Source organism: Hymenobacter psychrophilus (genome assembly GCF_900107135.1).
GTDB lineage: Bacteria > Bacteroidota > Bacteroidia > Cytophagales > Hymenobacteraceae > Hymenobacter > Hymenobacter psychrophilus.
Genome location: NZ_FNOV01000004.1, coordinates 17611 through 43471 on the forward strand (window position 1 = coordinate 17611; position 25861 = coordinate 43471).

A 25861-nucleotide genomic window follows, 5' to 3' on the forward strand; every position below is an offset into this window, starting at 1 on the left:
GATAAAGTATGATGTTCTCTTGATAATCCAGACTGTATGAAATTCCTTCTCAAACCTGCCTTCCTTATGGCCGGGTTCCTACTCGCCGCCGCCGGCTGCACCAGCAACACCGAACCCACCGACCTGGCGAATAACCCGGCCCCGACCATCGAAGCCGATAGTGCCGCCGCACCCACCGACCTGGTTTCGCTCACACCCGATGAGCAGCAGCTGGCCGGCATCCAGACCACTACCCTGACCCAGCGCGTGCTGGGGGCCGGCCTTAAAGTCAACGGCGTGCTGGATGTGCCGCCCGACAAGATGGTGTCCGTCAGCGCGCCGCTGGGCGGTATCGTGGAGCGCACAACCCTGTTGCAGGGCATGTACGTGCGCAAGGGCCAGGCGCTGGCCGTCATCAGCAACCCCGAGTTTATCCAGCTTCAGCAGGATTACCTGGAAACGCAGAGCCAGCTGCGCTACGCCAAACTGGAACTGGACCGCCAGCGCGAGCTGGTGCGCGAGGAGGTGGCCCCCGCCAAAAACGCCCAGCAGGCCCAGGCCCGCTACGGGGCCCTGACGGCCCAGGCGGCCGGCCAGGTGGCCCGGCTCCGGCTGGCGGGCCTGCCCGTGGGTGTCCGGCCCTTCGTGACTACCGCCACGCTACGCGCCCCCAAAGCGGCTTTCGTGAAGGCCGTTAACGTGGCCGTGGGCCAGAGCGTGATGCCCACCGACGCGCTGTTTGTGCTCGTGGACCCCGACCACCTGCACGTAGAGCTGACCGTGTTTGAAAAGGATGCCGCCCAATTAAAGCAGGGCCAGCACATCCGCTTCACCGTGCCGAACGACAGCAGCGTGGAGCGCACTGCCGCGGTGTACCTGATTGGCCGCACCGTGGACGAAACCCAGCGCACGGTGCGCGTGCACGGCCACCTCGACCGCGAAAACGACCCCGCCCTGCGCCCGGGCATGTTCGTGCGGGCCGTTATCGAAACCACTACCCGCCGTGTGCCCGCCCTGCCCAACCAGGCCGTGGTCGATTACGAGGGCAGGCAGTACGTGTTCCTCCAGCAGCCGGCGGCGGCCGGCTACCAGGCCTTCCGCATGGTGGAAGTGCGGCGCGGCGAAATGGCCGGCGGCTACAGCGAAGTATTCATTCCCGGCGCAGAAGCGGCTGACGCTACGGCACGCTACGCCACCGAGGGCGCCTATTCGCTGCTGAGCAAGCTCAAGAACGCCAGCGAGGAGTAGCCGTTGCTCTCACAACTGCCCACTGTGTTGTCCTGAAATATATTGACAGCTTTTCACGCTAAAAGCGGTGATGTAAACAGGCACCGCTTTTAGCCAGGGCCTGATAGGGGGCCGTTGTCGGACCCTAGCTACCCCTGAAGCGCTGCGCTCAGTGCTTATGCAAAAGCCGAGCAGGCCATGAGAAGCAATACTGTAGAAAACCACCTAACTACCCCGGCACCTCGCTCGTGAGAAAATCTACGGCCCGGCGCTCCGAGTAGTACTCGCCATCGGGGGTACCTTCGCCAAAGCCTACGTGGCCGCCATCAGTGGGGGTTTCGAGGAAGACATGGGGGCTCGCGGCGGCTATTTCGTGGGGGAAGCAGGAAGGGGGCAGAAACGGGTCGTTTTGGGCGTTGACCAGCAGCGTGGGTACCTGAATGCCACTTAAGTAGCGGCCGGAGCTGGCGTGGGCGTAGTAGTCTTCGGCCGAGCTGAAGCCGTGCATGGGCGCGGTGAATCGGTCGTCGAACTCCGGGAAGCTCTGTAGCAACTCCAGGTCCGTGAGGTCGACCTGGCCGGGAAGTAGGGTGGCCTTCTGGCGCATCTTCTCACGCAGCGTCTTCATAAAGCGCTTCAGGTAGATGCGGTTTTCGAGGCGGCCAATGTGGTAGGAGCTGGCCCGCAGGTCGGTGGGTACCGAAAACACGGCCGCGCGTTCCACCTCGCGGGGCACGCGGGCGGGCTTTTCGCCCAGGTACTTAAGCGTTACGTTGCCACCAGCCGAGAAGCCCGTGAGCAGTATCCGGCGGTAACGGGCCGTGCCCAGGGCGTAGCGCACCACGAAGTCGAGGTCGTTGGTGTCACCGAGGTGGTAGGAGCGGAGCAGGCGGTTCATCTCGCCGCCGCAGCTACGGTAATTCCAGGCCAGCGCGTCCATGCCCGCCTGGTTCAGGGCCCGCACCATGCCGCGCATGTAAGGCCGCCCCGCGTCGCCCTCCAACCCGTGCGATACGATGGCCAGCGTGTCGCTTGGCGGCCCTCCGGCGGGCCGCCGCGACCAGTCGAGGTCCAGAAAGTCGCCGTCCTCGGTTTCTACCCGCTCGCGCTCGTACTGCACTTCGGGCACCGTGCGCCACAGGCTGGGCACAATGGTTTGCAAATGGCCGTTGAAGAGGTAAAAAGGCGGCTGGTAGGCAGATTCGGGAACGAGAGGCATGGCAGATAGGGCGGCTGAAAGCTGCTGGGGTAGCCGGTGGATACTTATAAAATCAGGGCGCAATGCCGACTAAGCAAGCAAGTTACCTAAATAAAAGTATGCATGCATACTGAATTTGGGGTGAGGTGGGTGAAGAAAGTGGTCAATCAGATTGGAACAAGGAATTTGGCTGGCGTCGTTGAGCGGCAGCAAGCAGAATCGTTGTCCCGCGCTGGATGCCACTCGTTTTGTTTGCGTATCCTGCGCACTCCCATTACTTTTTACCGAAAAAGCCATTTGCTAATTCGGCGCAAATCTTTACCTTTGCACTCCGCAATTGAATTGAATCAGAGCAGAAGACCATAATCAACCCTCATGGCAAACCATAAATCCGCCCTTAAGCGCATCCGTTCCAACGAAGCTAAGCGCGTTCTGAACCGTTATCAGGCTAAATCTACCCGCACGGCCATCAAGAAGCTGCGCGCCAACACCGAAGCTTCGGCTGCTCAGGAGCAGTTCCAGAAGGTGTCGTCGATGCTGGACCGTTTGGCCAAGAAGAACATCATCCACAAGAACAAAGCCGCCAACAACAAGTCGAAGCTGGCCAAGTTCGTGAAGTCGCTGGCTGCTTAGGCACCAACCGGCTTTCTGCTCTTTATAAGGTGAGGCCCGGTGCGCAAGCATCGGGCCTTGCTGCGTTGATTGGTAGTTGAATTTAGGTGATTGGTAGTTAGGCAGTTCCGGGCGTACATTAACCAGCCGTTTACCGCCCATCTACTACCGCTGCTTATGCTACACCGCTACCTGCTGCTCTTGGCTTTACTGCTGATAACGGCCCTGGCCGCAACGGCCCAAAACTGGCGGCCCTTCCGGCCCAACGGGGCCGTGCACGCCTACATGCTAAGCCGCAATGGTGCGGCCACCGACAGTATCCTGACGCTACGCCTCGACTCGGCCGGGGTGCGGGGCGCCGATTCGCTGTACTTCTTTAACCGCATTATGCGGCCGGTGAAGAGCACGAACCTGGGCGAGCGGTGGCGGAAGTCGCGCAACAACCAGTTCGGGGCCCGGCTGCGCTACGAGGGGGCCACCCGGGTTTATTGGCTGGAATGGGCGGCCGAAGTCGGCGAGCCGGCCCGCAGCATCCCGCTACCCGTGTTTCGCAAGGCCGGCACCACGTTCACTGGCAGCAGCGGCCCCACGGCCACCGTCGTCAGCCGAACCGTGCGCGAGTTCAATGGCCAGTCCGATTCGGTGGCTACGTTGCAGGTTGGCACCGAGACCTACGAACTAAGCAAAAACTACGGGCTGCTGGCGGGGCCGCAAACCAGCAAGACCGGCCTTATGCTGGCCCGGCTTCCTGTAGCAGCCGGCCTTAGCTACTACAACCCGCTGCTGCTGGCCAATTTCCAACCCGGCGACGAGTTTGGGTATTATAATGAGCGGTTTGCTTTCGGTGGTGGTCTGATTTGTGAGGCCACCAACCTGCTGCAGCGCGTAGTAAGTCGGCAGCAAACAGCCGACAGTCTGATTTACGTGGTGCGCTACCAGTCGCGCACCCGAACCTCGGGGGCCCCGGGCTGTTCGGCGGCAGGTACTACATTTGAGCCACTCCGTACCGCCCGGCTGGCGGCTTCGCTGCGCACCGGGCAGTGGCAGTGGAGCCCCGGCAGGGCCCTAGGGCCATCGAATAATGCGCACCTGCTGGCCTACGAGTGGGTGGGGTTGGGCACGGGTCTCACGATGGGGCACCCGGTCGTGCCCAGCCGCCCAAGCGGCGTGGCGTGCAGCCCCCGAGCCGCGCTCCGGACTCAGAGGTTGCACCTCATCCGAGGGGGAATGGAAAATGTTTACCTGCCCTTTTTCGACTTTGACTGGCCTGGTTTGAATGAGTTTTTGAGCGCTGACCTAGGCGTCGTGCGGCTGAGTGATTCAAACCTGTTGGACTTGGTTTACTACCGCCGCACGAGCAGCAGCGGCGTCGTAGCCACCTGCGGCACCCGTGAGCCGTTCGACCTACTGCTATCGGCGGCCCCTGGCAGCGTGGCGTCGGCTGGCGTGCGGCTCTACCCCAATCCGGCGGCCATTACGGCCACGCTGGAGTTACCAGTTCCCACTACCGCCCCCGCCCATCTGACGCTGCTCAATGGTACCGGCCAAACGATTCGGACGCAACGGCTGCCATCCGGGACCACGCGGGCCACGGTGGCGCTGGCCGGGCTGCCCGTGGGCCTGTACCTGGTACGCCTGGAGCAGTTGGGCAGCCCGCCGCTACTGTTGCGGCTGCAACGCGGGCAGTAGAGTATTTAGGCCATTAGCTACGAAAGAGCGGTGTATGGTGCGGGGACAAGCCGCGCGCCATACACCGCTCTTTCGTAGCTAACAGCTCAAACGAATCTATGCTACGCTCACCTTTACCATGTTAGTTTTGCCCTTTTTGTTGATGGGCATGGAGGCCGTATTGATGAATACGTCACCCTTTTGCAGGTGGCCCGAGGCAGTGAGGGCGAACTTTATGTCGGACACCGTGCTGTCGGTGCTCACCATACGGTCGTAGTAGAAGCCGCGCACGCCCCAGATAAGGCTTAGCGCCGTGAGCAGCGGGCGGTTGTCGGTGAATATGAAAATGTTGGCTTGCGGGCGGTACTTGGCAATCTGGAAGGCCGTGTAGCCGCGGTGCGTCATGCCGGTAATGGCCTTGGCGTTGGTATTCTTAGCCAAATGGCAGGCCGCCGACAGCACGCTATCGACCATGAAGGAGGAAGCAGTGGGGTCGATGGGGAACCAGTGGTTGTAAAGCGTCGGCACCTGCGTTTCCACGCTTTTAATGGTGCCCACCATCGAGCGGATCACCTCGGCCGGGTAAGCACCCACGGCCGTTTCAGCCGATAGCATCACGGCATCGGCCCCGTCGATAACGGCATTGGCCACGTCGCTGGTTTCGGCGCGGGTGGGGCGCGGGGCCGTAATCATGCTCTCCATCATCTGGGTAGCCACAATTACCGGCACGCCCAGCTTATTGCACTTAGCCACGATAGTCTTCTGGGCCATCGGTACTTCCTCCATCGACACTTCCACGCCCAAATCACCCCGGGCCACCATTACGGCATCGGTGAGGGCAATAATTTCGTCGAGGTTGCGCAGGCCTTCGGGGGTTTCAATTTTGGCTATTACCCGGATGCTTTTGCCGCTCTCGGCAATCAGATTCTTGATGAAGCGGATGTCTTCGGCCCGGCGGGCAAACGAGAGGGCAATCCAGTCCACATCGTTTTCGAGGCCGAAGCGCAGGTCCTCGATGTCCTTTTCCGTCATGCTCGGAGCCGATACGTCGGAGTTGGGCAGGTTGATGCCCTTGCGGGGCTTCACGAGGCCGCCGTAAATAACCTCCACGTCCACTTCCTGCTCGCGGTCGGTAGCCAGCACGCGCAACTCAATCTTACCGTCATCAATGAGAATCATGTCGCCTGGCTTCACGTCGCGGGCCAGGCCCAGGTAAATGGTGCTCAGGCGGGTGGCCGTGCTGATTTCCTTTTCGCCGCAGACGAGCTTGATTTTGTCGCCGGCCTTAATTTCGACTTCGCCACCCTCTACTTCGCCGAGGCGGATTTTAGGGCCCTGCAAATCCTGGAGCAGGCCCACGTTCATGCGCAAGTCTTTGTTGAGGCGGCGCACGGTGTGAATAACGGCCTGGTGGTCTTCGTGGGAGCCGTGCGAGAAGTTGAGCCGGAACACATCAACGCCCTCACGCATGAGCATGGCTAGCTTGTCGTAGGTGTTGGAGGCGGGGCCGACGGTGGCAATAATCTTGGTTTTATTGAAATGCGACGTGACTTCCATGAGGTAGCTAAGAAACGAAAAGGCAAAAAAAAGGAACCGTGGCTGGTTGGCCGCGGCCTTTAGAAAAGAAAATTCTCTTTAAACTTCAGGTCGTTGGGGTCGAACTGGCTGATGAGTTGCACTTCGGGCAGCGCCGTGAGGTGGGCTATGAGCTGTGGGGCGGGTAGCAGGTCGGTTCCCCCGGCATTGATTTGCAGCAGGTAATCGTACTGCCGGATGTCGGGGGCAAGGAAGGGTTTTTTGAGGGCGGAGGCGTCGGCGCTGCGGTTGCGAAACAGGCGCAGCGTGTGGTGCTCGGTGGCGTGCAGGTAGTTGCTGATCACGAGGCGGCCCCTCTGCAGCAGATCGAGAATCAGGTCGGGCTGCTTGATCAGGCGCAGGTGCAGGGCCCGGTTGAGCACCCAGGCCAGCGTATGCTCGCGCGACGACGACACGAGCCCAAACAGGTCGAAGTCGCAGGCGTAATCCACGTCCAGGGTGAAGGTTTTCATAGGCGGCGGTGCGGAGCGAAAAGGCAAAAGTACACTGCGGGCCAAGCCTGCGGAACTGATAGGGCCATAATCTTACACCCGTAAGATAAGGGGGTGGAAGTTTGACAATGTTAGCGAAGATGGTGTTATTTGTGCCGAGTTTTCTTTTAAACCCCCACGGAAATGTCTGAAATTGCAGAGAAAGTAAAAGCCATCATCATCGATAAGTTGGGTGTTGAGGCGTCGGAAGTAACCCCCGAGGCTTCGTTCACCAACGATTTGGGCGCCGATTCGCTCGATACCGTCGAGTTGATCATGGAGTTCGAAAAGGAATTCAATGTGTCTATCCCCGACGACCAGGCCGAAAACATCGGCACCGTAGGTCAGGCTATCAGCTACCTGGAAGAGCACGCTAAATAGTGAATAACGAATAGTGAACAGTGAATAGTGTTGCTTCCAAGTTGGTGAAGCCCCCGACTATTCACTGTTCACTATTCACTACGCACTAAACAAACCGGCCGGCCTGCCGCCGGCCGGTTTGCTTTTTTTTGTCCTTTCCATTTTCTCGCTTCTTGAACTCGCCTATGTCTCTTCGGAGAGTTGTCGTGACCGGCCTGGGTGCCCTTACCCCCGTCGGCAAAACTGCCCCCGCCTATTGGGAAGGCCTGGTGGCCGGCCGTAGTGGTGCTGCTCCCATCACGCGCTTTGACGCCGGTAAGTTTAAAACCCGCTTCGCCTGCGAAGTAAAGGACTACAATCCCGACGACTACTTCGACCGTAAGGAGGGCCGTAAAATGGACATCTTCACCCAGTTCGGTCTGATTGCGGCCAACGAGGCCATTGCCGACGCGCGGCTCATTGAGGACGATGTTGACAAGGACCGGGTAGGCGTTATCTGGGGTTCGGGCATTGGCGGCCTCACCTCGCTGCAGGCCGAGTGCATTGCCTTCGCCCACGGCGACGGCACACCCCGCTTCAACCCCTTCTTTATTCCGAAAATGATTGCCGACAGCTCGTCGGGCAACATTTCCATCCGTCACAAATTCCGGGGCCCCAATTTCGTGACTACCTCGGCCTGCGCGTCGTCGTCGGATTCGATTATTTCGGCCTTCAACTACATCCGCCTCAACATGGCCGACGTCATCGTGACGGGCGGCTCGGAGGCGGCCATCACCGAATCGGGCGTGGGCGGCTTCAACGCCCTCAAGGCCATGAGTGAGCGCAACGACGCGCCCGAGCAGGCCTCGCGCCCCTACGACAAGGAGCGCGACGGGTTTGTGCTGGGCGAAGGCGCGGCCTCGCTGGTGCTCGAGGAGTACGAGCACGCCAAGGCCCGCGGCGCCAAAATATACGCCGAGCTGATTGGCGGCGGTATGTCGGCCGATGCCTACCACATCACGGCCCCCGACCCCGAGGGCAACGGCGTGGTGTTAGTGATGCAGAACGCGCTGCGCGACGCCGGCATCAAGCCCGAAGACGTGGACTACATTAATACCCATGGCACGAGTACGCCGCTGGGTGATGGCGCCGAGGTGAAAGCCATTCAGAAGGTGTTTGGTGAGCACGCCTATGGGCTGAACATCAGCTCGACCAAGAGCATGACCGGCCACCTGCTGGGGGCGGCGGGCGCTATTGAGGCCGTAGCCTGCATTATGGCCATGCAGCACGATACAGTGCCGCCCACCATCAACCACTTCACCGACGACCCCGAACTGGATTCGCGCCTCAACTTCACCTTCAACGAGGCCCAGAAGCGGGAAGTGAACATTGCCATGAGCAATACCTTTGGTTTCGGCGGCCACAACACCTCGGTTATTTTCCGGAAAATCAGCGAGTAGTAGAGAAACGGTGTCATGCTTCGACTGCGCTCCGCTTCGCGGATGCCAGATGAAGCATGACACGTTTTTTAATAGCTTCATCACAACAACTAAATAGAATGCCCAAGTCCGGTCAGCCTTTGCCGATATTCGGCTTTTTTCGCCGGCTGATTGGTCGTGACCGGGCCTTTCGGCAGGCCATTACCACCATTACGGGCCACGCGCCGGGCAACGTGCAGTTGTACCGGCTGGCTTTTACGCACTCCTCGGTAGTACGCCAGCAGGGCGAGCAGGCCCGCCACCAAAGCAACGAGCGGCTGGAGTTTCTGGGCGACGCGGTGCTGGGCACGGCCGTGGCCGAATACCTGTTCCGTAAGTTCCCCTACGAGCAGGAAGGTTTCCTGACGGAGATGCGCAGCCGCATTGTCAACCGCGAGAGCCTCAACGGCATTGCCCTCAAAATTGGTCTTGATAAGCTCGTGCAACTTGATGCCGCGCAGGGCCGGGCGGCCCGCTCGCGCTCGGTAAACGGCAACGCCCTGGAGGCGCTGGTAGGGGCCGTGTACCTCGACCACGGCTACAAAGCGGCCCGCAAGTTCGTGCTCGCCCGTCTGCTCAAGCCCTTCGTTGATGTAAAGGCCATGACCCAGACGACCACCAACTTCAAGAGCAAGCTGATTGAGTGGGCCCAGCGTAGCGGCAAAAACATGCGCTACGAGCTGACCGGCGAAGCCCGCCCCGGCGGCGTAATGGAGTTTTCGGCCGTGGTAGTGATAGATGATGAGGAAATTGCCACCGGCATGGGCCTCTCGAAAAAGCAGGCCGAGCAACTGGCCGCCGAGCGGGCGTTGGCAGCGCTGGGGGTGTAAGAACGGCTCTGCGAAACAGCGGGCTTCTGGTAGTCTCGAATGTGCCCGGATATTCGGAAAAATGGCTAGCTCGGGTTGCTGGCTGGCACCGGTGCTTAGTCCGCAATATTTATACGATTATACCTTAACCATTTGCTGATGAATGCCTCTGCTCTTATGCTGGCAAAGCAATACTTCGGCCTGCTACTGGTTCTGCTGACGTTGCGTAGCGCCCAGGCAGAACCACAGTTGCCGAAGGTGCAGGTGCAACTGCGAGCCGACCCCTCTACCCGTAGCTTCAATTGCCATTACCAATTCACGCTGCCCGCTGCCGATACGAGCACGCGGGTGGTGTTGCGGCTGAACCGGGCCTTCCGGGTGCAGCAGGTACAAGCGAAAGGGGCGGCCTCGGTGCGGCAAACGCGCAGTTATTATCCCTATTTCGCCGATACGCTTCAGCGGGTGGAGGTGCGCTTTAAGCGGGGTGCCCGGCAGGCCCGCACCGTGAGCCTAAGCTACTCGGGCACGCTGGATACGCTATTTGCCACTGCTGCCGTGCTGGAGTTTAGTGGGCATACCGGCTGGTTGCCGTTTCAGCCATTGTGCGAGTATGAGCCAGTGGACTACGAGCTGCGCGTGAAGGTACCGGCTGGTTATCAGGTGGTAAGCTCTGCAGACCTGCTAAAATCAGGCGCGGGCGCGTGGCAGTTTCGGGGGCGCACGGGCCAGATTGAAATTACGGCGCTCATAGGCCGGCAGTTCAGCAGAGCGGCGCTTGCGGCGCGCCCGCAGGTGCAAATAGTGAAGGCGGGTGCTACCACCACGCGGGCTGATACGTTGCTGCTGCGCAAAGCGGTGGATGTTGTCGGCTTCTACAACCGCACGATTGGGCGGCAGGATTCGGTGAAGCGGTTCACGGTGCTTTTGCCCGGTACCGACCGCGACGCATTCGGCTTGCGCGAGGATGCGACGGTTATTACTTACCCTGATTTCAACGTGAGCCAGCGCGGGGCTGAGTTAATTCTGGCCCACGAAATCAGCCATAAGTGGTGGGGCGAAGGGTCAGTGCACAACTACAACGACTGGCTGAACGAAGCCGTTGCCACCTACTCCAGCCTGCTCTACCTGCAAGCCCGCGGCGACACGGCTGGCTACCGCATCGAACTGAATAAACGAGCCCAAACGCTGACGGACAGCACACCGGCCATTATCGGCTTTGAAAGTTCCCAGCACCCTTACCAGGTGTTCCGGCAAGTGATTTACAACAAGGGGACGGTGGTGCTGGCGGCGCTGCACGGCTACCTGGGCGACAAGCAGTTTATTCAGCTGCTGGCCACCGCCGCCGGCCGCCGCACCAGCACTACTGAGGAGTTGTTGCAACTGGTGCAGGCGCAGGCAGGGCCGGAGGCGCGAACTTGGCTGCGGGCGAAATTGGAGCGCGTGGGCCGTTGAGGTCTTTTGTCCGACCTTTGCGCTGCGTTGGGGCGGTAGCAGCACTGCTTGCCACCGCGCCGCGCCGTTGTTCACCCCAATTCATCCATCCCCATGCGAATAGCCGGTGCCGCCCTCAACCAGATTCCCTTCGACTGGACTCATAACCTGCGCACGATTCAGACGGCCATAGCGCAGGCAAAAACTGCCAATGTCGAGTTGCTGTGTCTGCCGGAAATGTGCCTGACCGGGTACGGCTGCGAGGATTTGTTTCTGAGCGACTGGCTGCCCGAAAGCGCGCTGCAGCACCTGCAAACCATCCGGCCCTGGACGCAGGGTATCTGCGTGGTGGTGGGCCTGCCGGTACGCCTGAGCGGCCGCACCTACAATACGGCCGCCGTGCTGCGCGATGGGCAGATTCTGGGTTTCGCGGCCAAGCAGTTTCTGGCCAACGATGGCGTGCACTACGAGCCCCGGTTCTTCCATCCGTGGCCGGCCGGCGAAACCACGACGGTGCAGTGGGAAGGGGAGGAGTGGGCGTTGGGCGACCTCACGTTTGAGCATAAAGGCGTGCGGTTCGGGTTCGAAATCTGCGAGGATGCGTGGCGGCCCGACGATGTGCGGCCCGCCAGCCGCCTCAAGGGCAAGGTGGATTTGATTGTGAATCCTTCGGCCTCGCACTTTGCCATGAGCAAGACCGATGTGCGCTACCAGTTGGTGCTGCAGGCCTCGCGCAAGTTCGAGTGCACCTACCTCTACGCCAACCTGCTGGGCAACGAGGCCGGCCGCATGGTGTACGACGGCGAGATTCTGGTGGCCCGCAACGGCCATTTGCTCCAGCGCAACCAGCTGCTGAGTTTCAAGGAAGTGGATATGGAATGCGTGGACGTGGACTTTGCGGCTAACCTGCCCTTGGCCGAGCAGATTCCGGCCCTGCCCGCGCCCGACGAGTATCTGGAGCTGAACCAGGCCCTGAGCCTGGCGCTGTTCGACTACCTGCGCAAGGCCCGCAGCCGGGGCTTCGTGCTGAGTTTGAGCGGCGGGGCCGATTCGAGCATGTGCGCCGTGGCGGTGGCCGAAATGGTGCGCCTGGGCACGGCCGAGTTGGGCACGGCCGAGTTCATGCGGCGCGCCGGCTGCTTCACGGCCACCGATATTGCGGAAATCACTGGCGAGAAACAAGCCGTGCCCATTCCTCGCGAGCTGGTGGCCGCCGACGGTTCGCCGACCCCCGCGCCGGCCGGCAACCTGCCGCTGGCCAGCACGAAGGCCGTTTCGGGCAATCAACGCGAACTGAACCGCCAAATCACCGGCCGTCTGCTTACCTGCGCCTACCAGGGCACCGTCAACTCTTCCGACGACACCTTCAACTCGGCCCAGGAACTGGCCGACGACATTGGCGCCGTGTTTCATCACTGGGAGATTGACGAAGAGGTGAGCGGCTACGTGGGTAAGATTGAGCAGGCCCTGGGCCGGCCGCTCACTTGGCAGACCGATGACCTGGCCCTGCAGAACATTCAGGCCCGGGTGCGCGCCCCCGCCATCTGGATGCTGGCCAACGTGCAGAACTGCCTGCTGATGACGACTTCCAACCGCTCGGAGGCCAGCGTGGGCTACTGCACCATGGACGGCGACACGGCCGGCTCCATCTCGCCCATCGCCGGCGTCGACAAGTTCTTCGTGAAGCAGTGGCTGCGCTGGGCCGAAACCGAGCTGGCCTACCCTGGCCTGCGCCGGGTGAACGGCCTGCAGCCCACCGCCGAGCTGCGCCCGCTGGCCGATAACCAGACCGATGAGCGCGACCTGATGCCCTACGTGCTGCTCAACCGCATTGAGCGGCTGGGTTTCTACGACCGGCTGGCCCCGGCCCAGGTGCTGGCCACGCTCATTAACGAAGACCCCACCGCCGACCCCGAGCAGCTCAAAACCTACGTCAAGCGCTTCTTCAGCCTCTGGAGCCGCAACCAGTGGAAGCGCGAACGGTACGCCCCCGCTTTCCACCTCGACGACTACAACGTGGACCCACGCTCCTGGCTGCGCTTCCCGATTTTGAGCGGCGGCTACACCCAGGAACTGGCGGCGCTGTAGGTAGTGGAGCTATTAGCTGATAGCTGTTAGCTTTCCTGGGTCCTTCAGGCTTGCTTCGACATCCGCAGGGCGCGGGCAACTATCAGAACGAAAGCTAACAGCCAACAGCTATCAGCTAACAGCTCTAAAAAAGCCCTCCGGCTAAAAACCGATACTTTTACAGCTCCATTCCGCGCAATTCGTGTCGCCAACAACTTTCGAGCAGCTCTACCAGCAACGCGAGGCCTACCGGCTGCCGCTGTACTCGGCGCGGCAGGTGGCGAAGCTTACGGGGCTGGCGGCCTCCACAGTGCAGGCCTGGACCCGCGCCACCGACCTGCACGGCGCGCTGGTGCAGCCGGCCAGCGCCGACGGCCTCTCGTTTCTGAATCTGGTAGAAGTACATGTGCTGGCCGCTATCCGGCACCAGCATGGTATTTCGCTGCAGCGGGTGCGCCACGCGGTGCAGTTTGTGCGCGAGGAGCTACAGGCCGAGCATCCGCTGGCCCAGCATCAGCTCGAAACCGATGGCGTGGATTTGTTCGTGCGCACGCTGGAGGATGACAACCTGCTCATCAACGCCTCGCGGCGGGGGCAGATAACTATTCGCGAGCTGGTAGAAGCATATCTGCGCCGCGTCGAGCGGGCCGCCGATGGCTTCCCGCTGCGGCTGTTTCCGGTGTACGCCAGCACCCCCGGCTTCGTGCCCGACGGCGCCCCGGCCCACCTTGTCGTCGACCCGCGGGTGGCCTTTGGGCGGCCGGTGCTCACGGCCACCTACGTGCCCGTCGATGTAGTGGTGGACCAATACCGCGCCGGCGACGCGGTACTCGATATTGCCCGTAATTTCAACCTTCCGGCCGCGGCCGTGGAAGAAGCCCTCCGGTATGAGCTCGGCGCCTGAACCCGTTTTCTTCCTCGACCGCACCCTCGACACGGCGCTGGTGCGCGCCGCCTTGCAGGGCCGGCCCGGCCCGCCAGTGCTACGCCACGCCGAGCTGTTTGAGGCCGCCACGCCCGATGCCGAGTGGCTGCCCGCCGTAACGGCCCGGGGCGGCTTCGTGCTTACCCAGGAGCGGCGGCTGCACTACAACCCGCTCGAACTGCAGGTTCTGCGGGCCAGCGGGGCTGGCACCTTTATTTTCGTGGCTAAAGGCCTCACCGGGGCGGGCTTGGCCGAATGCGTTGTGCGCGCCCTGCCGCGCCTGCGCCGCTTTGTGGGGCGGCACCCACGGCCCTTTGTGGCCAAAGTCTACGTGGATGGTAGCGTACACCCGCTCGACCTTGGCTAAGGCGAGTGGTCTGTGAAGTTGAGCATGAGCATGCGTAGTGGTTGTTGCTAAAATAGTTGCTTGAATTACAGTGCGTTGTAATTTAATCGGAAGGCCCGCCGCAAGTATTCTGCACCAACCGGTCCTAAGCCTGTGTAACTCCCGGTACTTGCGGTAATGACTGGAATTGGTTACGTGTTGTTTCTCGCCTTCTGTTCTACGGGTGTATACTTTTCCGCTGCCTGCCATTCAAAAACCCTTGTCCACTATTGCTTCTGCTGATGCCGAGTTGGTAGCGCAGTTGCAACGGGGCAGCGAGGTGGCATTTCGTGCGCTGGTAGAGCAGTACCAAAACCGCATTTACCGCACTGTGCTGGCCCTGCTTGGTTCCCCGGAGGAAGCCGAAGATGTGGCGCAGGATGTATTTGTGGAGGTTTATCAAACCATTGGCCGGTTCCGGGGCGAATCGACGCTGGCTACCTGGCTCTACCGGCTGGCTACCTCGCGGGCCCTCAAGCACCGCCGGCAGGCCCGCGCCCGCAAGCGCTTCGCCTACTTCACCAGCTTGCTGGGCTTCGACAACCGCGTGCTCTACGAGCCAATGGACAACGAGCACCCCCAAGCGCAAATGGAAGGCCGGCAGCAGGTAGAAATCTTGCGCGCGCGCATTGCCCAACTGCCCGATCAGCAACAGGTAGCCTTCACGTTGCGCCACGAGCAGGAGCTGAGCTACGAGCAAATAGCCGCCGTACTCAATACCACGGTGCCCGCCGTGGAATCGTTGCTGTTTCGCGCCCGCAAAACGCTTCGCAACCACCTTCAACCCATCCCGCGCCATGCCTGATTCTGCTGCTCGCCCCGATGCCGACGAGGAATGGACCGAGCTGCTGCGCCAGCTGCAGGCTCAGCCCGAAGCCCGGCCCCGACCCTACTTCTACAGCCGGGTGCGCGCCCGCCTTGTAAATGCCAGCGCCGTTGCGCGCCCATCGGCGCAAGCCTGGTTGCGCTGGCCCGCTTACGCGGTGATGCTGGGCTTACTGCTGCTGCTGAGTGGCGACGATGCTGCCTTGGGTTCAGTGAGCAGTGCAAACCAAAACAGCGGTAACTGGCTTGAGGCGCCCTTCGGTGGCGAGTAACCGCATCCGGCGGAGGGTCAAATATGTCCGGCGCTTGAGCAGGAAAGCAGGTTGGCAAAACCCGTAGCCCGTTGACTGACGCCAGCTAGCCCATCTCATTTTTTATATTTCTCTTCGCTATGCTGAGTGCCATCCTTTGGAATCCTGACCCCATTATTGCCCACATTGGGCCGCTGACGCTGCGCTGGTACGGGCTGCTGTTTATGTCGGCCTTCGTGGTGGGAACCTTCATTATGAACCACATCTACAAGTCGGAGAAGGTGTCGCCGCGCTGGGTGGATGTGCTTACGATTTACGTGCTGATTGGCACCGTTATCGGCGCCCGGCTGGGCCACGTATTTTTCTACGACTGGCCACAGTACAAAAATAATCTGCTGAGCATATTTAAGATATGGGAAGGTGGCCTGGCCTCGCACGGCGCTACTATTCCCATCATCTTCGCCGTGTGGCTGTTCAGCCGCAACAACAAGTTCGACGTGCTCTGGACCCTCGACCGGATTGTGCTGGTGGTGGCCGTGGGCGGGGCACTCATCCGCATCGGCAACCTGATGAATTCCGAAATCGGGGGGTACCCCACCGACGCGCCCTGGGCCTTTGTGTTCCCCCGCGACACCGGGCACCTTCAGAAATCCGCCCCCGACCAGCCCCTGCCAGCCGGCACTTACGTAGTGAAGTACCAGCGCCCGCCCGGTGCCACCGAACTCACAGTAACGGCCCAACCAGCCGGCCCCGCCGTGGTGGCTGGTTCGCTGGTGGCCGTGCCGCGCCACCCCACCCAGATTTACGAGTCGCTGTTCTGCGTGTTCCTGTTCGTGCTGCTGTATGGCATGTGGAACCGCACCAGGGAGCGCACGCCCCGCGGGCAGCTTTTCGGCCTGTTTGTGGTGCTGCTGTTCTCGTTCCGCTTTTTCATCGAGTTTTTCAAGGAAGATCAGGTGGCCTTCGAGCAGGGCATGCAGTTCAATATGGGCCAGCTGCTGAGCATTCCGTTGGTGTTTATGGGCCTGTACGTGCTCTGGCGCGCCGGCAAGAACCCCGAAAACCCCTACGGCTACGCCCCCCGCGACCTGGCCGAATACGAAGCGGTTGGCCGCCAGCCTTCAGTTGTTGTGAATACCAAGTAGAATGGTTTCATACGCAATCGGGTACAGGCGCCTTTGGGGTAACAGGGCGAACCAACACTAAAGCCAATGGAGCCCGGGCCGCCCTGCAATATGGAGTTGATGGGCCGCTCGGCATCGAGGCTGAACTTCTCAGCGACGATACTTGGGCAGGAAAGTAGGTTGGCGAAACCCATAGCCCATTGTCTAACTACCTTTGACTTCTTCTCATCCTTTTGTAGCCCTATTCATGCTGAGTGCCATCCTCTGGAATCCCGACCCTATTATTGCCCACATCGGGCCGCTGACGCTACGCTGGTACGGGCTGCTGTTTATGTCGGGCTTCGTAGTGGGCACGTTCATTCTGAGCCACATCTACCGCTCCGAGAAAGTGTCGCCGCGCTGGGTGGATGTCATCACCATTTACGTGCTGATTGGTACGGTGCTCGGTGCCCGGTTGGGCCATGTGTTCTTCTACGACTGGCCTCAGTACAAAGACAACCTTTTGAGTATCTTTAAGATATGGGAAGGCGGATTGGCCTCGCACGGGGCGACCATCGGTATCATCTTCGCCGTGTGGCTGTTCAGCCGCAACAACAAGTTTGATGTGCTCTGGACCCTCGACCGCATTGTGCTGGTGGTGGCCGTGGGCGGCGCACTCATCCGCATCGGCAACCTGATGAACTCCGAAATCGTGGGCCACCCCACCGACGCGCCCTGGGCTTTCGTATTCCCTCGCGACACCGAGCACCTCCAGCGGTTCGCCCCCGACCAGCCCGTCCCCGCCGGTTCTTACGTGGTGGAGCGCTTTCGCCAGCCCAACGACGACGTGAAGGTAACGGCCCAACTAGCCGGCCCCACCGTGACTGCCGATTCGCTGGTGGCCGTGCCGCGCCACCCCACCCAGATTTACGAGTCGCTGTTCTGCGTGTTTCTGTTCGTGTTGCTCTACGGCATGTGGAACCGCACCAGGGAGCGCACGCCCCGCGGGCAGCTGTTCGGTCTGTTCGTGGTGCTGCTGTTCTCATTCCGCTTTTTCATCGAGTTTTTCAAGGAAGATCAGGTGGCCTTCGAGCAGGGCATGCAGTTCAACATGGGCCAGCTGCTGAGCATTCCGCTGGTGTTTATGGGCCTGTACGTGCTCTGGCGCGCCGGCAAAAACCCCGAAAACCCCTACGGCTACGCCCCCCGCGACCTGGCCGAATACGAAGCCGAGGAAGCAGCTGCTAAGAAGTAAGCTGTTAGCTGAGAGCGTATAGCTGTTAGCTTTCGTTCTGAAGCCTCAATTACTTCGCACGAAAAAGGGCCCCGCACTCAATTGAGTACGGGGCCCTTTTCGTTTTTCAGCTAACAGCTAACAGCTAACAGCTAACAGCTAACAGCTAACAGCTAACAGCTAACAGCTTAGCGGCGGTTGGCGGCGTTGAGGTCTTCGAAGGCCGATTTGAGGCGGGTGACGAAGCTTTCCTCGCCCTTGCGCAGCCATACGCGCGGGTCGTAGTACTTCTTGTTGGGCGAATCTTCACCGTTGGGGTTGCCGATCTGGCCCTGCAGGAAGGCTTCGTTTTTTTGGTAGTACTGGCGGATGCCGTCCCAGAACGCCCACTGCATGTCGGTGTCAATGTTCATTTTGATGGCGCCGTAGCTGATGGCCTCGCGGATTTCCTCCTGCGATGAGCCCGAGCCGCCGTGGAACACGAAGTTGATGGGCAGCTTGGCATCGAGCTTGAACTTCTCGCGCACGAACTCCTGCGAGTTGTGCAGGATTTTCGGCTCCAGCTTCACGTTGCCGGGCTTGTACACGCCGTGTACGTTGCCGAAAGCAGCGGCAATAGTAAAGCGGGTGCTGATTTTGCTAAGCTCCTCGTAGGCGTAGGCCACCTCCGAAGGCTGGGTATAGAGCTTGCTCGAATCAACGTCGGAGTTGTCCACGCCGTCCTCTTCGCCGCCGGTTACGCCCAGCTCAATTTCGAGCGTCATGCCGATTTTGGCCATGCGCTCCAGGTACTTCTTGCAGGTTTCCACATTCTCCTCGATGGGCTCCTCCGACAGGTCGAGCATGTGGGAGGAATACAGCGGCTGGCCGTGCTGGGCGTAGTGCTTTTCGCCGGCTTCGAGCAGGCCGTCAATCCAGGGAAGCAGCTTTTTGGCGGCGTGGTCGGTGTGCAGCACTACGGGCACGCCGTAGGCTTCGGCCAGCAGATGAATGTGCAGCGCCCCCGAAATAGCGCCGGCAATGCTGGCCTGCTGCTTATCGTTGGGGAGGCCCTTGCCGGCATAGAACTGCGCACCGCCGTTCGAGAACTGGATGATGACGGGCGAATTCAGGTCGCGGGCGGTTTCGAGCACGGCGTTTACCGTGTCGGTACCGGTTACGTTCACGGCGGGCAGGGCGTAGCCGTTGGCCTTGGCGTGTTCGAAAAGCTGCTGTACTTCGTCGCCGTACAGCACGCCGGCCCGCAGGCCGGAAGGGGTGGAGTTGTCAGCCATCTGCTAGGGAATGAGGTAGTGACGCGGTTGGGTAAAGCGCGTCGGATGGGGAATAGCTAGGTCAAATTTACTCAAAGAAAGCGCCCTGACCAATAAAGTGGCCCAACGGACCGCAGAAGACGGTACGTTGGGGCGACCTACTCGAATTGGTAGGTGAACAGGTTGCCCTGCTCGGTGCTGATGTACAGCGTCTGGTCGGTGGTGAACACGGCGCCCTCGGTCTGGCCCACGCCCTTCAGTGAAATCCGGCGCGGCGCGGCCTTCAGGATGGCGGCCAGGTCGTCGCCCTCGAACACGAACAGTTCTTCGCGGGCCAGCAGCACCAGCCGGCGGCCGTTGGGGCTCAGGGCGGCATCGGTTACCTGGCCGTTAATGGCCAGCTTGGTTTGCAGCCTGGCCGTGTAGTTGCCGGCTTGGTCGGGCACGGTGTACACCTTGCTGGTTTTGCCCTCGCCCCGGTCCTTGGTAAACAGGTACACCTGGCCCGCATGCCAGAGGCTGGCTTCCACGTCGAAGTTGCGGTCCTTTTTCTTGGGCGGAAACTCGTTTTGGTCGGGATATTTCAGCTGGATTTCCTGGACGATTTGCGGGTTGAGCGGGTTGAGGCGGTGGATGACCAGGTCCTTGCGGTTGTTGTTGTTGTTGCCCACGTCGCCGATGTACACGTTGCCCACGTTGTCGCGCGTTACGCTTTCCCAGTCGCGGCTTTTCACCGGAACCTCAATGCGAGCCAGCACTTCGCCCTTGGCATCGACCTTGTAGAGAATGGGCTGGTTGCCGTCGTCGCCGTGGGTGTAAAACGTGCCGGGCTCACCCGTCAGGGCCAGGCCGGAACTTTCGGGTACCTCCTTCATCTTGCCCACTTTCGTCAGGTTATCAATGTCGTCGCCTTTGCCCTTTTTCCCCTTCTTGCCCTGCTCTTTGGCGGAGGTAACCGGGTCGGCGGCAGTGGCAATTGCCAGGCCTTCGGGCTGATTGGTTTTGGCTTCGGAACAGCTGCCGAGCAGGGTGGCTGCCAGGGCAGGAACAACAAGGAATGCACGCATAAGAAAACAGGGAAGTAGCACAACGAACGCGCCGCCTATGGGCGGCGCCGAACCCCGGTATACGGCCCTGCGGCCGCAAGGGTATCTTTGGGTCCGGGCCGGCACTGGTCCGTTCACCTTCTTCCCCGATGGCTACCAATTCCTTCCTCCCCAACTCCGGGAAACCCACCACTACTGCCCACCCGGCCACCGGGCCCACAGTGGTACCATTCGGGGAAGCACCCGACGGAACGGCCGTGCACCTGTTTACGCTGCACAACGCCCACGGCATGCAGGCCAGCATCAGCAGCTACGGCGGCATCATCACGCGGCTGCTGGTACCCGACAAAACCGGCCAGCCGGGCGATGTGGTGCTGGGTTTTGATACGCTGGACGAGTACCTGCGCGAATCGCCCTACTTTGGGGCCCTGATTGGGCGCTACGGCAACCGTATTGCCCGGGGCCGCTTCACGCTCGATGGCAAGGACTACCAGCTGGCCACCAACGACGGCCCTAATCACCTGCACGGCGGCCCGCGCGGTTTCGATAAAGTGGTGTGGCAGGCCGCGCCCGGCACCTCCGCTGCCGGCCAGACCCTCACGCTACACTACACCAGCCCAGACGGCGAGCAAGGCTACCCCGGCACCCTGGCCGTGACGGTCGTGTATACGCTCACCGCCGATAACGCACTGCGCCTCGACTACTCCGTCACCGCCGACCAGGCCACGCCAGTCAACCTCACCAACCATAGCTACTTCAATCTAAGCGCGGGCCAATCGGAAGATGTGCTGGCCCACGAGCTGACGCTGAATGCCAACAGCTACACCGTGGTCGATGATCAGCTGATTCCGACCGGCGAGCTGCGGCCGGTGGCGGGTACGCCGATGGATTTCCGGCAGGCCCACGCCATCGGGGGGCGCATTGCCCGGGTGCCCGGCCCGCCGCCCGCCGGCTACGACCACAACTGGGTGCTTGACGGCGACGGAATGCGCCCAGTGGCCCACGTGTACGAGCCCGTCTCGGGCCGCACATTGGAGGTGCGCACCGACCAGCCGGGCCTGCAGTTCTACTCCGGCAACCAGCTCGACGGCAGTCTAACGGGCAAAAACGGCCAGGTGTACGGCCCGCACGCCGGCTTCTGCCTCGAAACTCAACACTTCCCCGACTCGCCCAACCACCCCCACTTCCCCAGCACCATCCTGCGCCCCGGCCAAACCCTGCGCACCAGCACAATTTTAGCTTTTAGCCATTAGCTGACAGCTGTTAGCTTTGTCTCGATGAACGCAAGCTAACAGCTAATAGCTTTCAGCTAACAGCTTAAAAAATCAAGGCACCGGGTCCTCGCCGAAGCTGCCCCAGGGGTGGCAGCGGCCGATGCGGCGTAGCGCCAGCCGGCCGCCGCGCCAGGGGCCGTGCTTTTCGATGGCCTCCACGGCATAGGCCGAGCAGGTAGGCACGAACCGGCAGCTGGGCGGCTTGAGCGGCGAAATCAGGTGGCGGTACACCCACAGCAGGCCCAGCAGCAGCTGGCGAAACAGGTACGTCATGGTTGGTCGAAGATACGGCCTGTTGGCATTTCCCGCAGAACAGCTCTGTGGACCTCTGCAGTTCTCCTCCGCGCTCCTCTGTGGGAAATGCTACAAGCACAATTCCGTAACTTCGCCCAAACATATTTCCCACCATCACTCTACTTATGCGCACCAATCACTGGGCCAAAGCCCTGCTGCTGACGTTGCTGCTTCCCTTCACGGCCCGCGCCGATGAGGGCATGTGGCTCCCCATGTTCATCAAGCGCCTCAACCAGGCCGACATGCAGAAGAAGGGCCTCAAGCTGACGGCCGAAGAAATTTACGATGTCAACAATGCCTCGCTGAAAGATGCCGTGGTGCAGCTCGGCGGCTTCTGCACCGGCGAGTTCGTGAGCTCGCAGGGCCTGCTGCTCACCAACCACCACTGCGGCTACGACGCCATCCAGAGCAACAGCACGCCCCAAGACAACATCCTGCAAAACGGCTTCTACGCCGCCACCAAGGCCGATGAGAAGAAGAACCCCGGCCTGTTCGTGGATATTCTGGTGCGCATGGAAGACGTGACGGGCAAGATGCTCGAAGGCATTACGGCCGCCACGCCCGAGGCCGAGCGTATGGCCACCATCCAGCAGCGCCAGCGCGAAACCGCCGAGGCTGCCAAGGAAAACGGCCAGTACGTAGCATACGTGCGCGACATGTTCGGCGGCAACGAGTACTACCTGTTCATCTACCAGCGCTTCGGCGACGTGCGCCTGGTGGGCGCGCCGCCCGAGGCCGTGGGTAAGTTCGGTGGCGACACCGACAACTGGATGTGGCCCCGCCACACCGGCGACTTCTCGATGTTCCGGGTGTACGCCGACAAAAACAACAAACCCACCGCCGGCACCCAGGCCGATAACGTGCCCTACGTGCCCAAAAAGCACCTGCCCGTCGCCATGCATGGCATCCAGGAAGGCGACTTCGCGATGGTGTTCGGCTTCCCCGGCCGCACCCAGCGTTTCTTGCCCGCCGCCGGCCTGCAGCTCACGCTCGACGAAAGCAACCCGGCCCGCATCAAGCTCCGCGACACGCGCCTCAAAATCTGGAAGTCCGACATGGACAAAAACCCCGACCTGCGCCTGCAGTACGCCAGCAAGTACGCCAACATTGCCAACTACTGGAAGTATTTCATTGGCCAGAACGAGGGCATGAACCGCCTGAAAACTGTTGATACCAAGAAGGCCGAGGAGGCTGCCCTGGCCCAGTGGATTGCCCAGGACCCCACCCGCCAGCAGCAGTACGGCGAGGCCTTGGGCACGATTGAGCAGGCCTACAAAGTGCAGCGCCAGTACAACCTGAGCAGCCAGTACGTGAACGAAGGCGCTTTCGGCACCGAAATCGTAACGCTTTCTGCCCGCATGATGCCGCTGGCCAATGCCCTGAAAAGCGGCGACAAAGGCGCCATCAGCAAGGCCACCGAAGCCCTGCGCGAGCCGGTGAAAGACTACTTCAAGGACTACAGCGCCCCCACCGACCAGAAGGTGTTTGCGGCCCTGCTGAACCTGTATATGCAGGATGTGCCCGCTGCCCAGCAGCCCGACGTATTTGCCACGGTGAAAAAGCAGTACGGCGGCTCGATGCAGAAGTACGCCGATTACGTGTTCAGCAACTCCTTCCTGACCTCGGAAGCCAAGGTAAACGCCTTTCTGGCCAACCCAACGCTAGCCAAGCTCGAAGCCGACCCAGCCTACAAAACCTACCAGTCGGTGTACTCGAACTATGTGCAGAACATTGCCCCCAAACTGCAGGCCTCGCAGGCCGGCCTGGGCCGCGCCAACCGCCTGTACGTAGCCGCCCTGCGCGAAAAGAACTCCCAAAAGGTATACTCGCCCGACGCTAACTCGACGATCCGCCTGAGCTACGGCACCGTGCGCCCCTACAACGGCCGCGACGCCGTGCACTACGACTACAAAACCACCGCCCAGGGCATTCTGGAAAAGCAGGACCCCACCAACCCCGAGTTCGTGGTGCCCGCCAAAGAGCTGGCCCTGATTAAGGCCAAAGACTTTGGCCGCTACGCCGACAAGGACGGCCAACTGCCCGTAGGTTTCATCACCGATAACGACATCACCGGCGGCAACTCCGGCTCGCCCGTCATCAACGGCCGCGGCGAGCTGATTGGCCTGGCCTTCGATGGCAACTGGGAAGCCATGACCGGCGACTTGGCCTACGACCCCGAACTCAAGCGCTGCATCAACGTGGACATCCGCTACGTGCTGTGGTGCGTTGAGAAGCTGGGTGGTGCCAAGCACCTCGTAGACGAAATGACGCTGCAAAACAACGGCCCCAGCCCCGGCGTGGGTGCTGCCTCGGCCATGAACAGCTCAATGGGCGCCGATATGAGCGACGTGGAGAAGATGAAGGTAAAAACCGAAAACGGCGGTAAAACTAAAATCAAGCGTAAAAACAAGAAGGAAGCCGCCCGCATGTAAGGCCCGGCGCTGCGCTGGATAATTACGTTGCCCGCGGTAGGGGCGGGGCTTATCCCCGCCCGCCATTCGCACCGTTTCAACGATAATCGTTAACAGTGGGCGGAGACAAGCCCCGCCCCTACAAGCCCCTGTTGCCACCCGGCAGCGGGGGCTTTTTGCGTCGTTTGTTTAGCGGAAGTCGTATGTTGAAGTCCTCCCACCACTCCCGTACCGCTATGCAAACCAGCCCCCAATACGTCATCGGCCTCGATTTTGGCACCAGCTCGGTGCGCGCTTTACTTGTGGAGGTAGCCACCGGCCGCGAGGTGGCCGAGGCCGTGCGGCCCTTCCCGCGCTGGGATGCCGGCCAGTTCTGCGACCCCGACCTGAACCAGTTCCGCCAGCACCCGCTCGACCACCTCGAAGGCCTCGAACAGGTGGTGCGCGAAGTAGTGGCCTTGGTGGAAGACCCCGCGCAAATAGTTGCCCTGGCCGTAGACGCCACCGCCTCGACGCCCGGCCCCGTGAACGAGCAGGGCCGGCCCCTGGGCTTGCTGTCCGAATTTGCCGAGGAGCCCGATGCGCTGTTTATCCTCTGGAAAGACCACACCGCCGTAGCCGAGGCCGAAGAAATCAACCAGCTGGCCCGCTCCTGGGGCGGCCCCGACTACACGAAGTACTCGGGTGGCGTGTACTCGTCGGAGTGGTTCTGGTCGAAAATCACGCGCATCACCCGCTGCAACGAGCGGGTGGCCCGGGCGGCGCACGCGTGGCTGGAGCACTGCGACTGGCTAACGCTCGAACTCACCGGCCTGCCCCTGGCCGAGCTCAAGCGCAGCCGCTGCGCCGCCGGCCACAAGGCCCTCTGGCACCCCGACTGGGACGGCCTGCCCGCCGAAGAGTTCCTGGTCCGGCTCGAACCCAAGCTAGCCGGTCTGCGCGCCCGCCTCTACCAGCAAACCTACCCCGCCGACGAAGCCGCCGGCACCCTGAGCCCCGAGTGGGCCAAAAAGCTGGGCCTGCGCCCCGAAACAGTGGTAGCCGTGGGCACCATCGACGCCCACGCCGGTGGGGCAGGGGCGGGCATCACGCCGTATGCCATGGTAAAAGTGATGGGCACCAGCACCTGCGACATCGTGGTGGTGCCGCCCGCCGACCTGGCCAGCCGGGCGCCGGTGGCCGGTATCTGCGGGCAGGTGGAGGGCTCGGTGGTGCCGGGGCTGGTGGGCCTGGAGGCCGGCCAGTCGGCCTTCGGCGACCTGCTGGCTTGGTTCGAGGAGCTGCTCCGCTGGCCGCTGGCCGCCGTGCTGGCCCACGCCGACAGCCTCAACGACAAGCAGCGCGAGCAGCTGCGGCAGGAAGCCGAAAGCAGCCTGCTGGGCCTGCTCACCGAAGCCGCTCAGGCCCTGCCCTTCGCGCAAAGCCCGGTGCTGGCCCTCGATTGGGTGAACGGCCGCCGCACGCCCGACGCCAACCACCAACTGCAGGGCGCATTGCGCAACCTGACTATGGGCAGCAGCGCCCCCGAAATATTCCGCGCTTTGGTAGAGGCCCTGTGCTACGGCTCGCGCCGGATTCTGGAGCGGTTCGAGCAGGAGGGCATCGTCATCAAGGAAATCATTGGCGTGGGGGGCGTGGCCAAAAAATCGGCCTACCTGATGCAGACGCTGGCCGACGTGCTGGGCCGGCGCATTGCGGTAGTGGCTTCGGAGCAGGCCCCGGCCCTGGGCGCGGCCATGTATGCGGCCGTAGCCGCTGGCTGCTATGCCAGCGTGGCGGCGGCCCAGCAGGCCATGGGCAGCGGCTTTTCGGAGCACTACCAGCCCGACCCGGAACGGGCAGCAGCCTACCACGCCCGCTACGCCGAATACCGGGCGCTGGGCGAGTTTATCGAAGCCACCACGCCCGGCCCCGAAAGTCCGGCCGGCACCTAATTCGGGAACAAATTGGACTTGGACGGTTAATCGTGCGTACTACCCAGCGCGC

At 61.4% G+C, this 25861-nt stretch carries 23 protein-coding genes; 17 read left to right on the plus strand and 6 right to left on the minus strand.

The features are described from left to right. Nucleotides 1-36: 36 nt before the first annotated feature. Nucleotides 37-1227: an efflux RND transporter periplasmic adaptor subunit gene (locus tag BLW21_RS06885; protein WP_092738719.1), complete on the plus strand. Its 1191-nt coding sequence runs from the start codon at nucleotides 37-39 to the stop codon at nucleotides 1225-1227. A gap of 208 nt (nucleotides 1228-1435) precedes the next feature. On the opposite strand, the gene BLW21_RS06890 is transcribed toward BLW21_RS06885, so the two are convergent. Next, complete coding sequence (locus BLW21_RS06890; protein ID WP_092738720.1) at nucleotides 1436-2425, minus strand: YheT family hydrolase; 990 nt, start codon at nucleotides 2423-2425, stop codon at nucleotides 1436-1438. A 354-nt stretch (nucleotides 2426-2779) separates the two neighbouring features. On the opposite strand from BLW21_RS06890, the gene rpsT reads away from it, so the two are divergent. Then, nucleotides 2780-3037, plus strand: a complete 258-nt coding sequence (gene rpsT / locus BLW21_RS06895) for a 30S ribosomal protein S20 (RefSeq protein ID WP_092738721.1) — start codon at nucleotides 2780-2782, stop codon at nucleotides 3035-3037. A gap of 156 nt (nucleotides 3038-3193) precedes the next feature. Next, a complete protein-coding gene (locus BLW21_RS06900; protein ID WP_092738722.1) occupies nucleotides 3194-4705 on the plus strand; it encodes a T9SS type A sorting domain-containing protein in 1512 nt (503 codons plus the stop codon). A gap of 96 nt (nucleotides 4706-4801) precedes the next feature. Here the strand turns inward: BLW21_RS06900 and pyk are convergent, their stop codons facing one another. Further along, nucleotides 4802-6241 carry a pyruvate kinase gene (pyk, locus tag BLW21_RS06905; RefSeq protein ID WP_092738723.1) on the minus strand — a complete coding sequence of 480 codons (1440 nt, stop codon included), beginning with the start codon at nucleotides 6239-6241 and terminating at the stop codon, nucleotides 4802-4804. A gap of 59 nt (nucleotides 6242-6300) precedes the next feature. After that, nucleotides 6301-6732, minus strand: a complete 432-nt coding sequence (locus tag BLW21_RS06910; RefSeq protein ID WP_092738724.1) for an IPExxxVDY family protein — start codon at nucleotides 6730-6732, stop codon at nucleotides 6301-6303. Between the two features lie 162 nt (nucleotides 6733-6894). Between BLW21_RS06910 and BLW21_RS06915 the strand changes: the two genes are divergently transcribed. From BLW21_RS06915 to lgt (BLW21_RS06965), 11 genes are all read left to right on the plus strand, one after another. Beyond that, on the plus strand, nucleotides 6895-7131 hold the full coding sequence (locus tag BLW21_RS06915) for an acyl carrier protein (protein ID WP_019948606.1): 237 nt from the start codon (nucleotides 6895-6897) through the stop codon (nucleotides 7129-7131). 164 nt (nucleotides 7132-7295) lie between these two features. After that, the gene (gene fabF, locus BLW21_RS06920; protein ID WP_092738725.1) at nucleotides 7296-8549 is read left to right on the plus strand and encodes a beta-ketoacyl-ACP synthase II; all 1254 of its coding nucleotides are present in this window, start codon (nucleotides 7296-7298) and stop codon (nucleotides 8547-8549) included. 98 nt (nucleotides 8550-8647) lie between these two features. Further along, on the plus strand, nucleotides 8648-9397 hold the full coding sequence (gene rnc / locus BLW21_RS06925; protein ID WP_092738726.1) for a ribonuclease III: 750 nt from the start codon (nucleotides 8648-8650) through the stop codon (nucleotides 9395-9397). 138 nt (nucleotides 9398-9535) lie between these two features. Then, nucleotides 9536-10828 (plus strand): M1 family aminopeptidase, encoded by a 1293-nt coding sequence (locus tag BLW21_RS06930; RefSeq protein ID WP_139255113.1) that lies wholly within the window; start codon nucleotides 9536-9538, stop codon nucleotides 10826-10828. Between the two features lie 93 nt (nucleotides 10829-10921). Then, nucleotides 10922-12895 (plus strand): NAD(+) synthase, encoded by a 1974-nt coding sequence (gene nadE / locus BLW21_RS06935; RefSeq protein ID WP_092738728.1) that lies wholly within the window; start codon nucleotides 10922-10924, stop codon nucleotides 12893-12895. Nucleotides 12896-13076: 181 nt separating this feature from the next. Next, the gene (locus BLW21_RS06940) at nucleotides 13077-13778 is read left to right on the plus strand and encodes a DUF433 domain-containing protein (protein ID WP_175470888.1); all 702 of its coding nucleotides are present in this window, start codon (nucleotides 13077-13079) and stop codon (nucleotides 13776-13778) included. Next, on the plus strand, nucleotides 13762-14166 hold the full coding sequence (locus BLW21_RS06945) for a PIN-like domain-containing protein (RefSeq protein ID WP_092738730.1): 405 nt from the start codon (nucleotides 13762-13764) through the stop codon (nucleotides 14164-14166). The genes BLW21_RS06940 and BLW21_RS06945 overlap by 17 nt, the downstream gene beginning before the upstream one ends. A 238-nt stretch (nucleotides 14167-14404) precedes the next feature. Further along, nucleotides 14405-14989 carry an RNA polymerase sigma factor gene (locus BLW21_RS06950; protein ID WP_245711832.1) on the plus strand — a complete coding sequence of 195 codons (585 nt, stop codon included), beginning with the start codon at nucleotides 14405-14407 and terminating at the stop codon, nucleotides 14987-14989. Beyond that, on the plus strand, nucleotides 14982-15281 hold the full coding sequence (locus tag BLW21_RS06955) for a hypothetical protein (protein ID WP_092738732.1): 300 nt from the start codon (nucleotides 14982-14984) through the stop codon (nucleotides 15279-15281). Before BLW21_RS06950 ends, BLW21_RS06955 begins: the two co-directional genes overlap by 8 nt. Before the next feature lie 119 nt (nucleotides 15282-15400). Further along, the gene (gene lgt / locus BLW21_RS06960; protein ID WP_092738733.1) at nucleotides 15401-16405 is read left to right on the plus strand and encodes a prolipoprotein diacylglyceryl transferase; all 1005 of its coding nucleotides are present in this window, start codon (nucleotides 15401-15403) and stop codon (nucleotides 16403-16405) included. A 226-nt stretch (nucleotides 16406-16631) separates the two neighbouring features. Beyond that, the gene (gene lgt, locus BLW21_RS06965) at nucleotides 16632-17618 is read left to right on the plus strand and encodes a prolipoprotein diacylglyceryl transferase (RefSeq protein ID WP_092738734.1); all 987 of its coding nucleotides are present in this window, start codon (nucleotides 16632-16634) and stop codon (nucleotides 17616-17618) included. A 167-nt stretch (nucleotides 17619-17785) separates the two neighbouring features. Here lgt (BLW21_RS06965) and fbaA read toward each other — a convergent pair whose 3' ends face one another. After that, entirely contained in the window at nucleotides 17786-18871 is a 1086-nt protein-coding gene (fbaA, locus tag BLW21_RS06970; protein WP_092738735.1) for a class II fructose-bisphosphate aldolase, read from the minus strand. Between the two features lie 137 nt (nucleotides 18872-19008). Next, nucleotides 19009-19917: an SdiA-regulated domain-containing protein gene (locus BLW21_RS06975; RefSeq protein ID WP_092738736.1), complete on the minus strand. Its 909-nt coding sequence runs from the start codon at nucleotides 19915-19917 to the stop codon at nucleotides 19009-19011. 128 nt (nucleotides 19918-20045) lie between these two features. On the opposite strand from BLW21_RS06975, the gene BLW21_RS06980 reads away from it, so the two are divergent. Then, the gene (locus BLW21_RS06980) at nucleotides 20046-21149 is read left to right on the plus strand and encodes an aldose epimerase family protein (RefSeq protein ID WP_092738737.1); all 1104 of its coding nucleotides are present in this window, start codon (nucleotides 20046-20048) and stop codon (nucleotides 21147-21149) included. Nucleotides 21150-21221: 72 nt separating this feature from the next. On the opposite strand, the gene yidD is transcribed toward BLW21_RS06980, so the two are convergent. Then, entirely contained in the window at nucleotides 21222-21443 is a 222-nt protein-coding gene (yidD, locus tag BLW21_RS06985) for a membrane protein insertion efficiency factor YidD (protein WP_092738738.1), read from the minus strand. Between the two features lie 146 nt (nucleotides 21444-21589). Here yidD and BLW21_RS06990 point away from each other — a divergent pair, with 146 nt between their 5' ends. Both BLW21_RS06990 and BLW21_RS06995 read left to right on the plus strand, forming a co-directional pair. Beyond that, complete coding sequence (locus tag BLW21_RS06990) at nucleotides 21590-23896, plus strand: S46 family peptidase (protein WP_092738739.1); 2307 nt, start codon at nucleotides 21590-21592, stop codon at nucleotides 23894-23896. A 182-nt stretch (nucleotides 23897-24078) separates the two neighbouring features. After that, on the plus strand, nucleotides 24079-25809 hold the full coding sequence (locus BLW21_RS06995; RefSeq protein WP_245711833.1) for a ribulokinase: 1731 nt from the start codon (nucleotides 24079-24081) through the stop codon (nucleotides 25807-25809). Nucleotides 25810-25861: the final 52 nt, after the last annotated feature.

Bases quoted from the DNA above. Each gene is read 5' to 3' on its own strand.
- yidD (WP_092738738.1), bottom strand. From the start codon at position 21,443: ATGACGTACCTGTTTCGCCAGCTGCTGCTGGGCCTGCTGTGGGTGTAC.
- BLW21_RS06930 (WP_139255113.1), top strand. From the start codon at position 9,536: ATGAATGCCTCTGCTCTTATGCTGGCAAAGCAATACTTCGGCCTGCTA.
- fbaA (WP_092738735.1), bottom strand. From the start codon at position 18,871: ATGGCTGACAACTCCACCCCTTCCGGCCTGCGGGCCGGCGTGCTGTAC.
- rpsT (WP_092738721.1), top strand. From the start codon at position 2,780: ATGGCAAACCATAAATCCGCCCTTAAGCGCATCCGTTCCAACGAAGCT.
- BLW21_RS06915 (WP_019948606.1), top strand. From the start codon at position 6,895: ATGTCTGAAATTGCAGAGAAAGTAAAAGCCATCATCATCGATAAGTTG.
- BLW21_RS06955 (WP_092738732.1), top strand. From the start codon at position 14,982: ATGCCTGATTCTGCTGCTCGCCCCGATGCCGACGAGGAATGGACCGAG.
- BLW21_RS06945 (WP_092738730.1), top strand. From the start codon at position 13,762: ATGAGCTCGGCGCCTGAACCCGTTTTCTTCCTCGACCGCACCCTCGAC.
- BLW21_RS06900 (WP_092738722.1), top strand. From the start codon at position 3,194: ATGCTACACCGCTACCTGCTGCTCTTGGCTTTACTGCTGATAACGGCC.
- BLW21_RS06975 (WP_092738736.1), bottom strand. From the start codon at position 19,917: ATGCGTGCATTCCTTGTTGTTCCTGCCCTGGCAGCCACCCTGCTCGGC.
- BLW21_RS06995 (WP_245711833.1), top strand. From the start codon at position 24,079: ATGTTGAAGTCCTCCCACCACTCCCGTACCGCTATGCAAACCAGCCCC.
- nadE (WP_092738728.1), top strand. From the start codon at position 10,922: ATGCGAATAGCCGGTGCCGCCCTCAACCAGATTCCCTTCGACTGGACT.
- lgt (WP_092738734.1), top strand. From the start codon at position 16,632: ATGCTGAGTGCCATCCTCTGGAATCCCGACCCTATTATTGCCCACATC.
- pyk (WP_092738723.1), bottom strand. From the start codon at position 6,241: ATGGAAGTCACGTCGCATTTCAATAAAACCAAGATTATTGCCACCGTC.
- BLW21_RS06990 (WP_092738739.1), top strand. From the start codon at position 21,590: ATGCGCACCAATCACTGGGCCAAAGCCCTGCTGCTGACGTTGCTGCTT.
- BLW21_RS06885 (WP_092738719.1), top strand. From the start codon at position 37: ATGAAATTCCTTCTCAAACCTGCCTTCCTTATGGCCGGGTTCCTACTC.
- fabF (WP_092738725.1), top strand. From the start codon at position 7,296: ATGTCTCTTCGGAGAGTTGTCGTGACCGGCCTGGGTGCCCTTACCCCC.
- lgt (WP_092738733.1), top strand. From the start codon at position 15,401: ATGCTGAGTGCCATCCTTTGGAATCCTGACCCCATTATTGCCCACATT.
- BLW21_RS06980 (WP_092738737.1), top strand. From the start codon at position 20,046: ATGGCTACCAATTCCTTCCTCCCCAACTCCGGGAAACCCACCACTACT.
- rnc (WP_092738726.1), top strand. From the start codon at position 8,648: ATGCCCAAGTCCGGTCAGCCTTTGCCGATATTCGGCTTTTTTCGCCGG.
- BLW21_RS06910 (WP_092738724.1), bottom strand. From the start codon at position 6,732: ATGAAAACCTTCACCCTGGACGTGGATTACGCCTGCGACTTCGACCTG.
- BLW21_RS06890 (WP_092738720.1), bottom strand. From the start codon at position 2,425: ATGCCTCTCGTTCCCGAATCTGCCTACCAGCCGCCTTTTTACCTCTTC.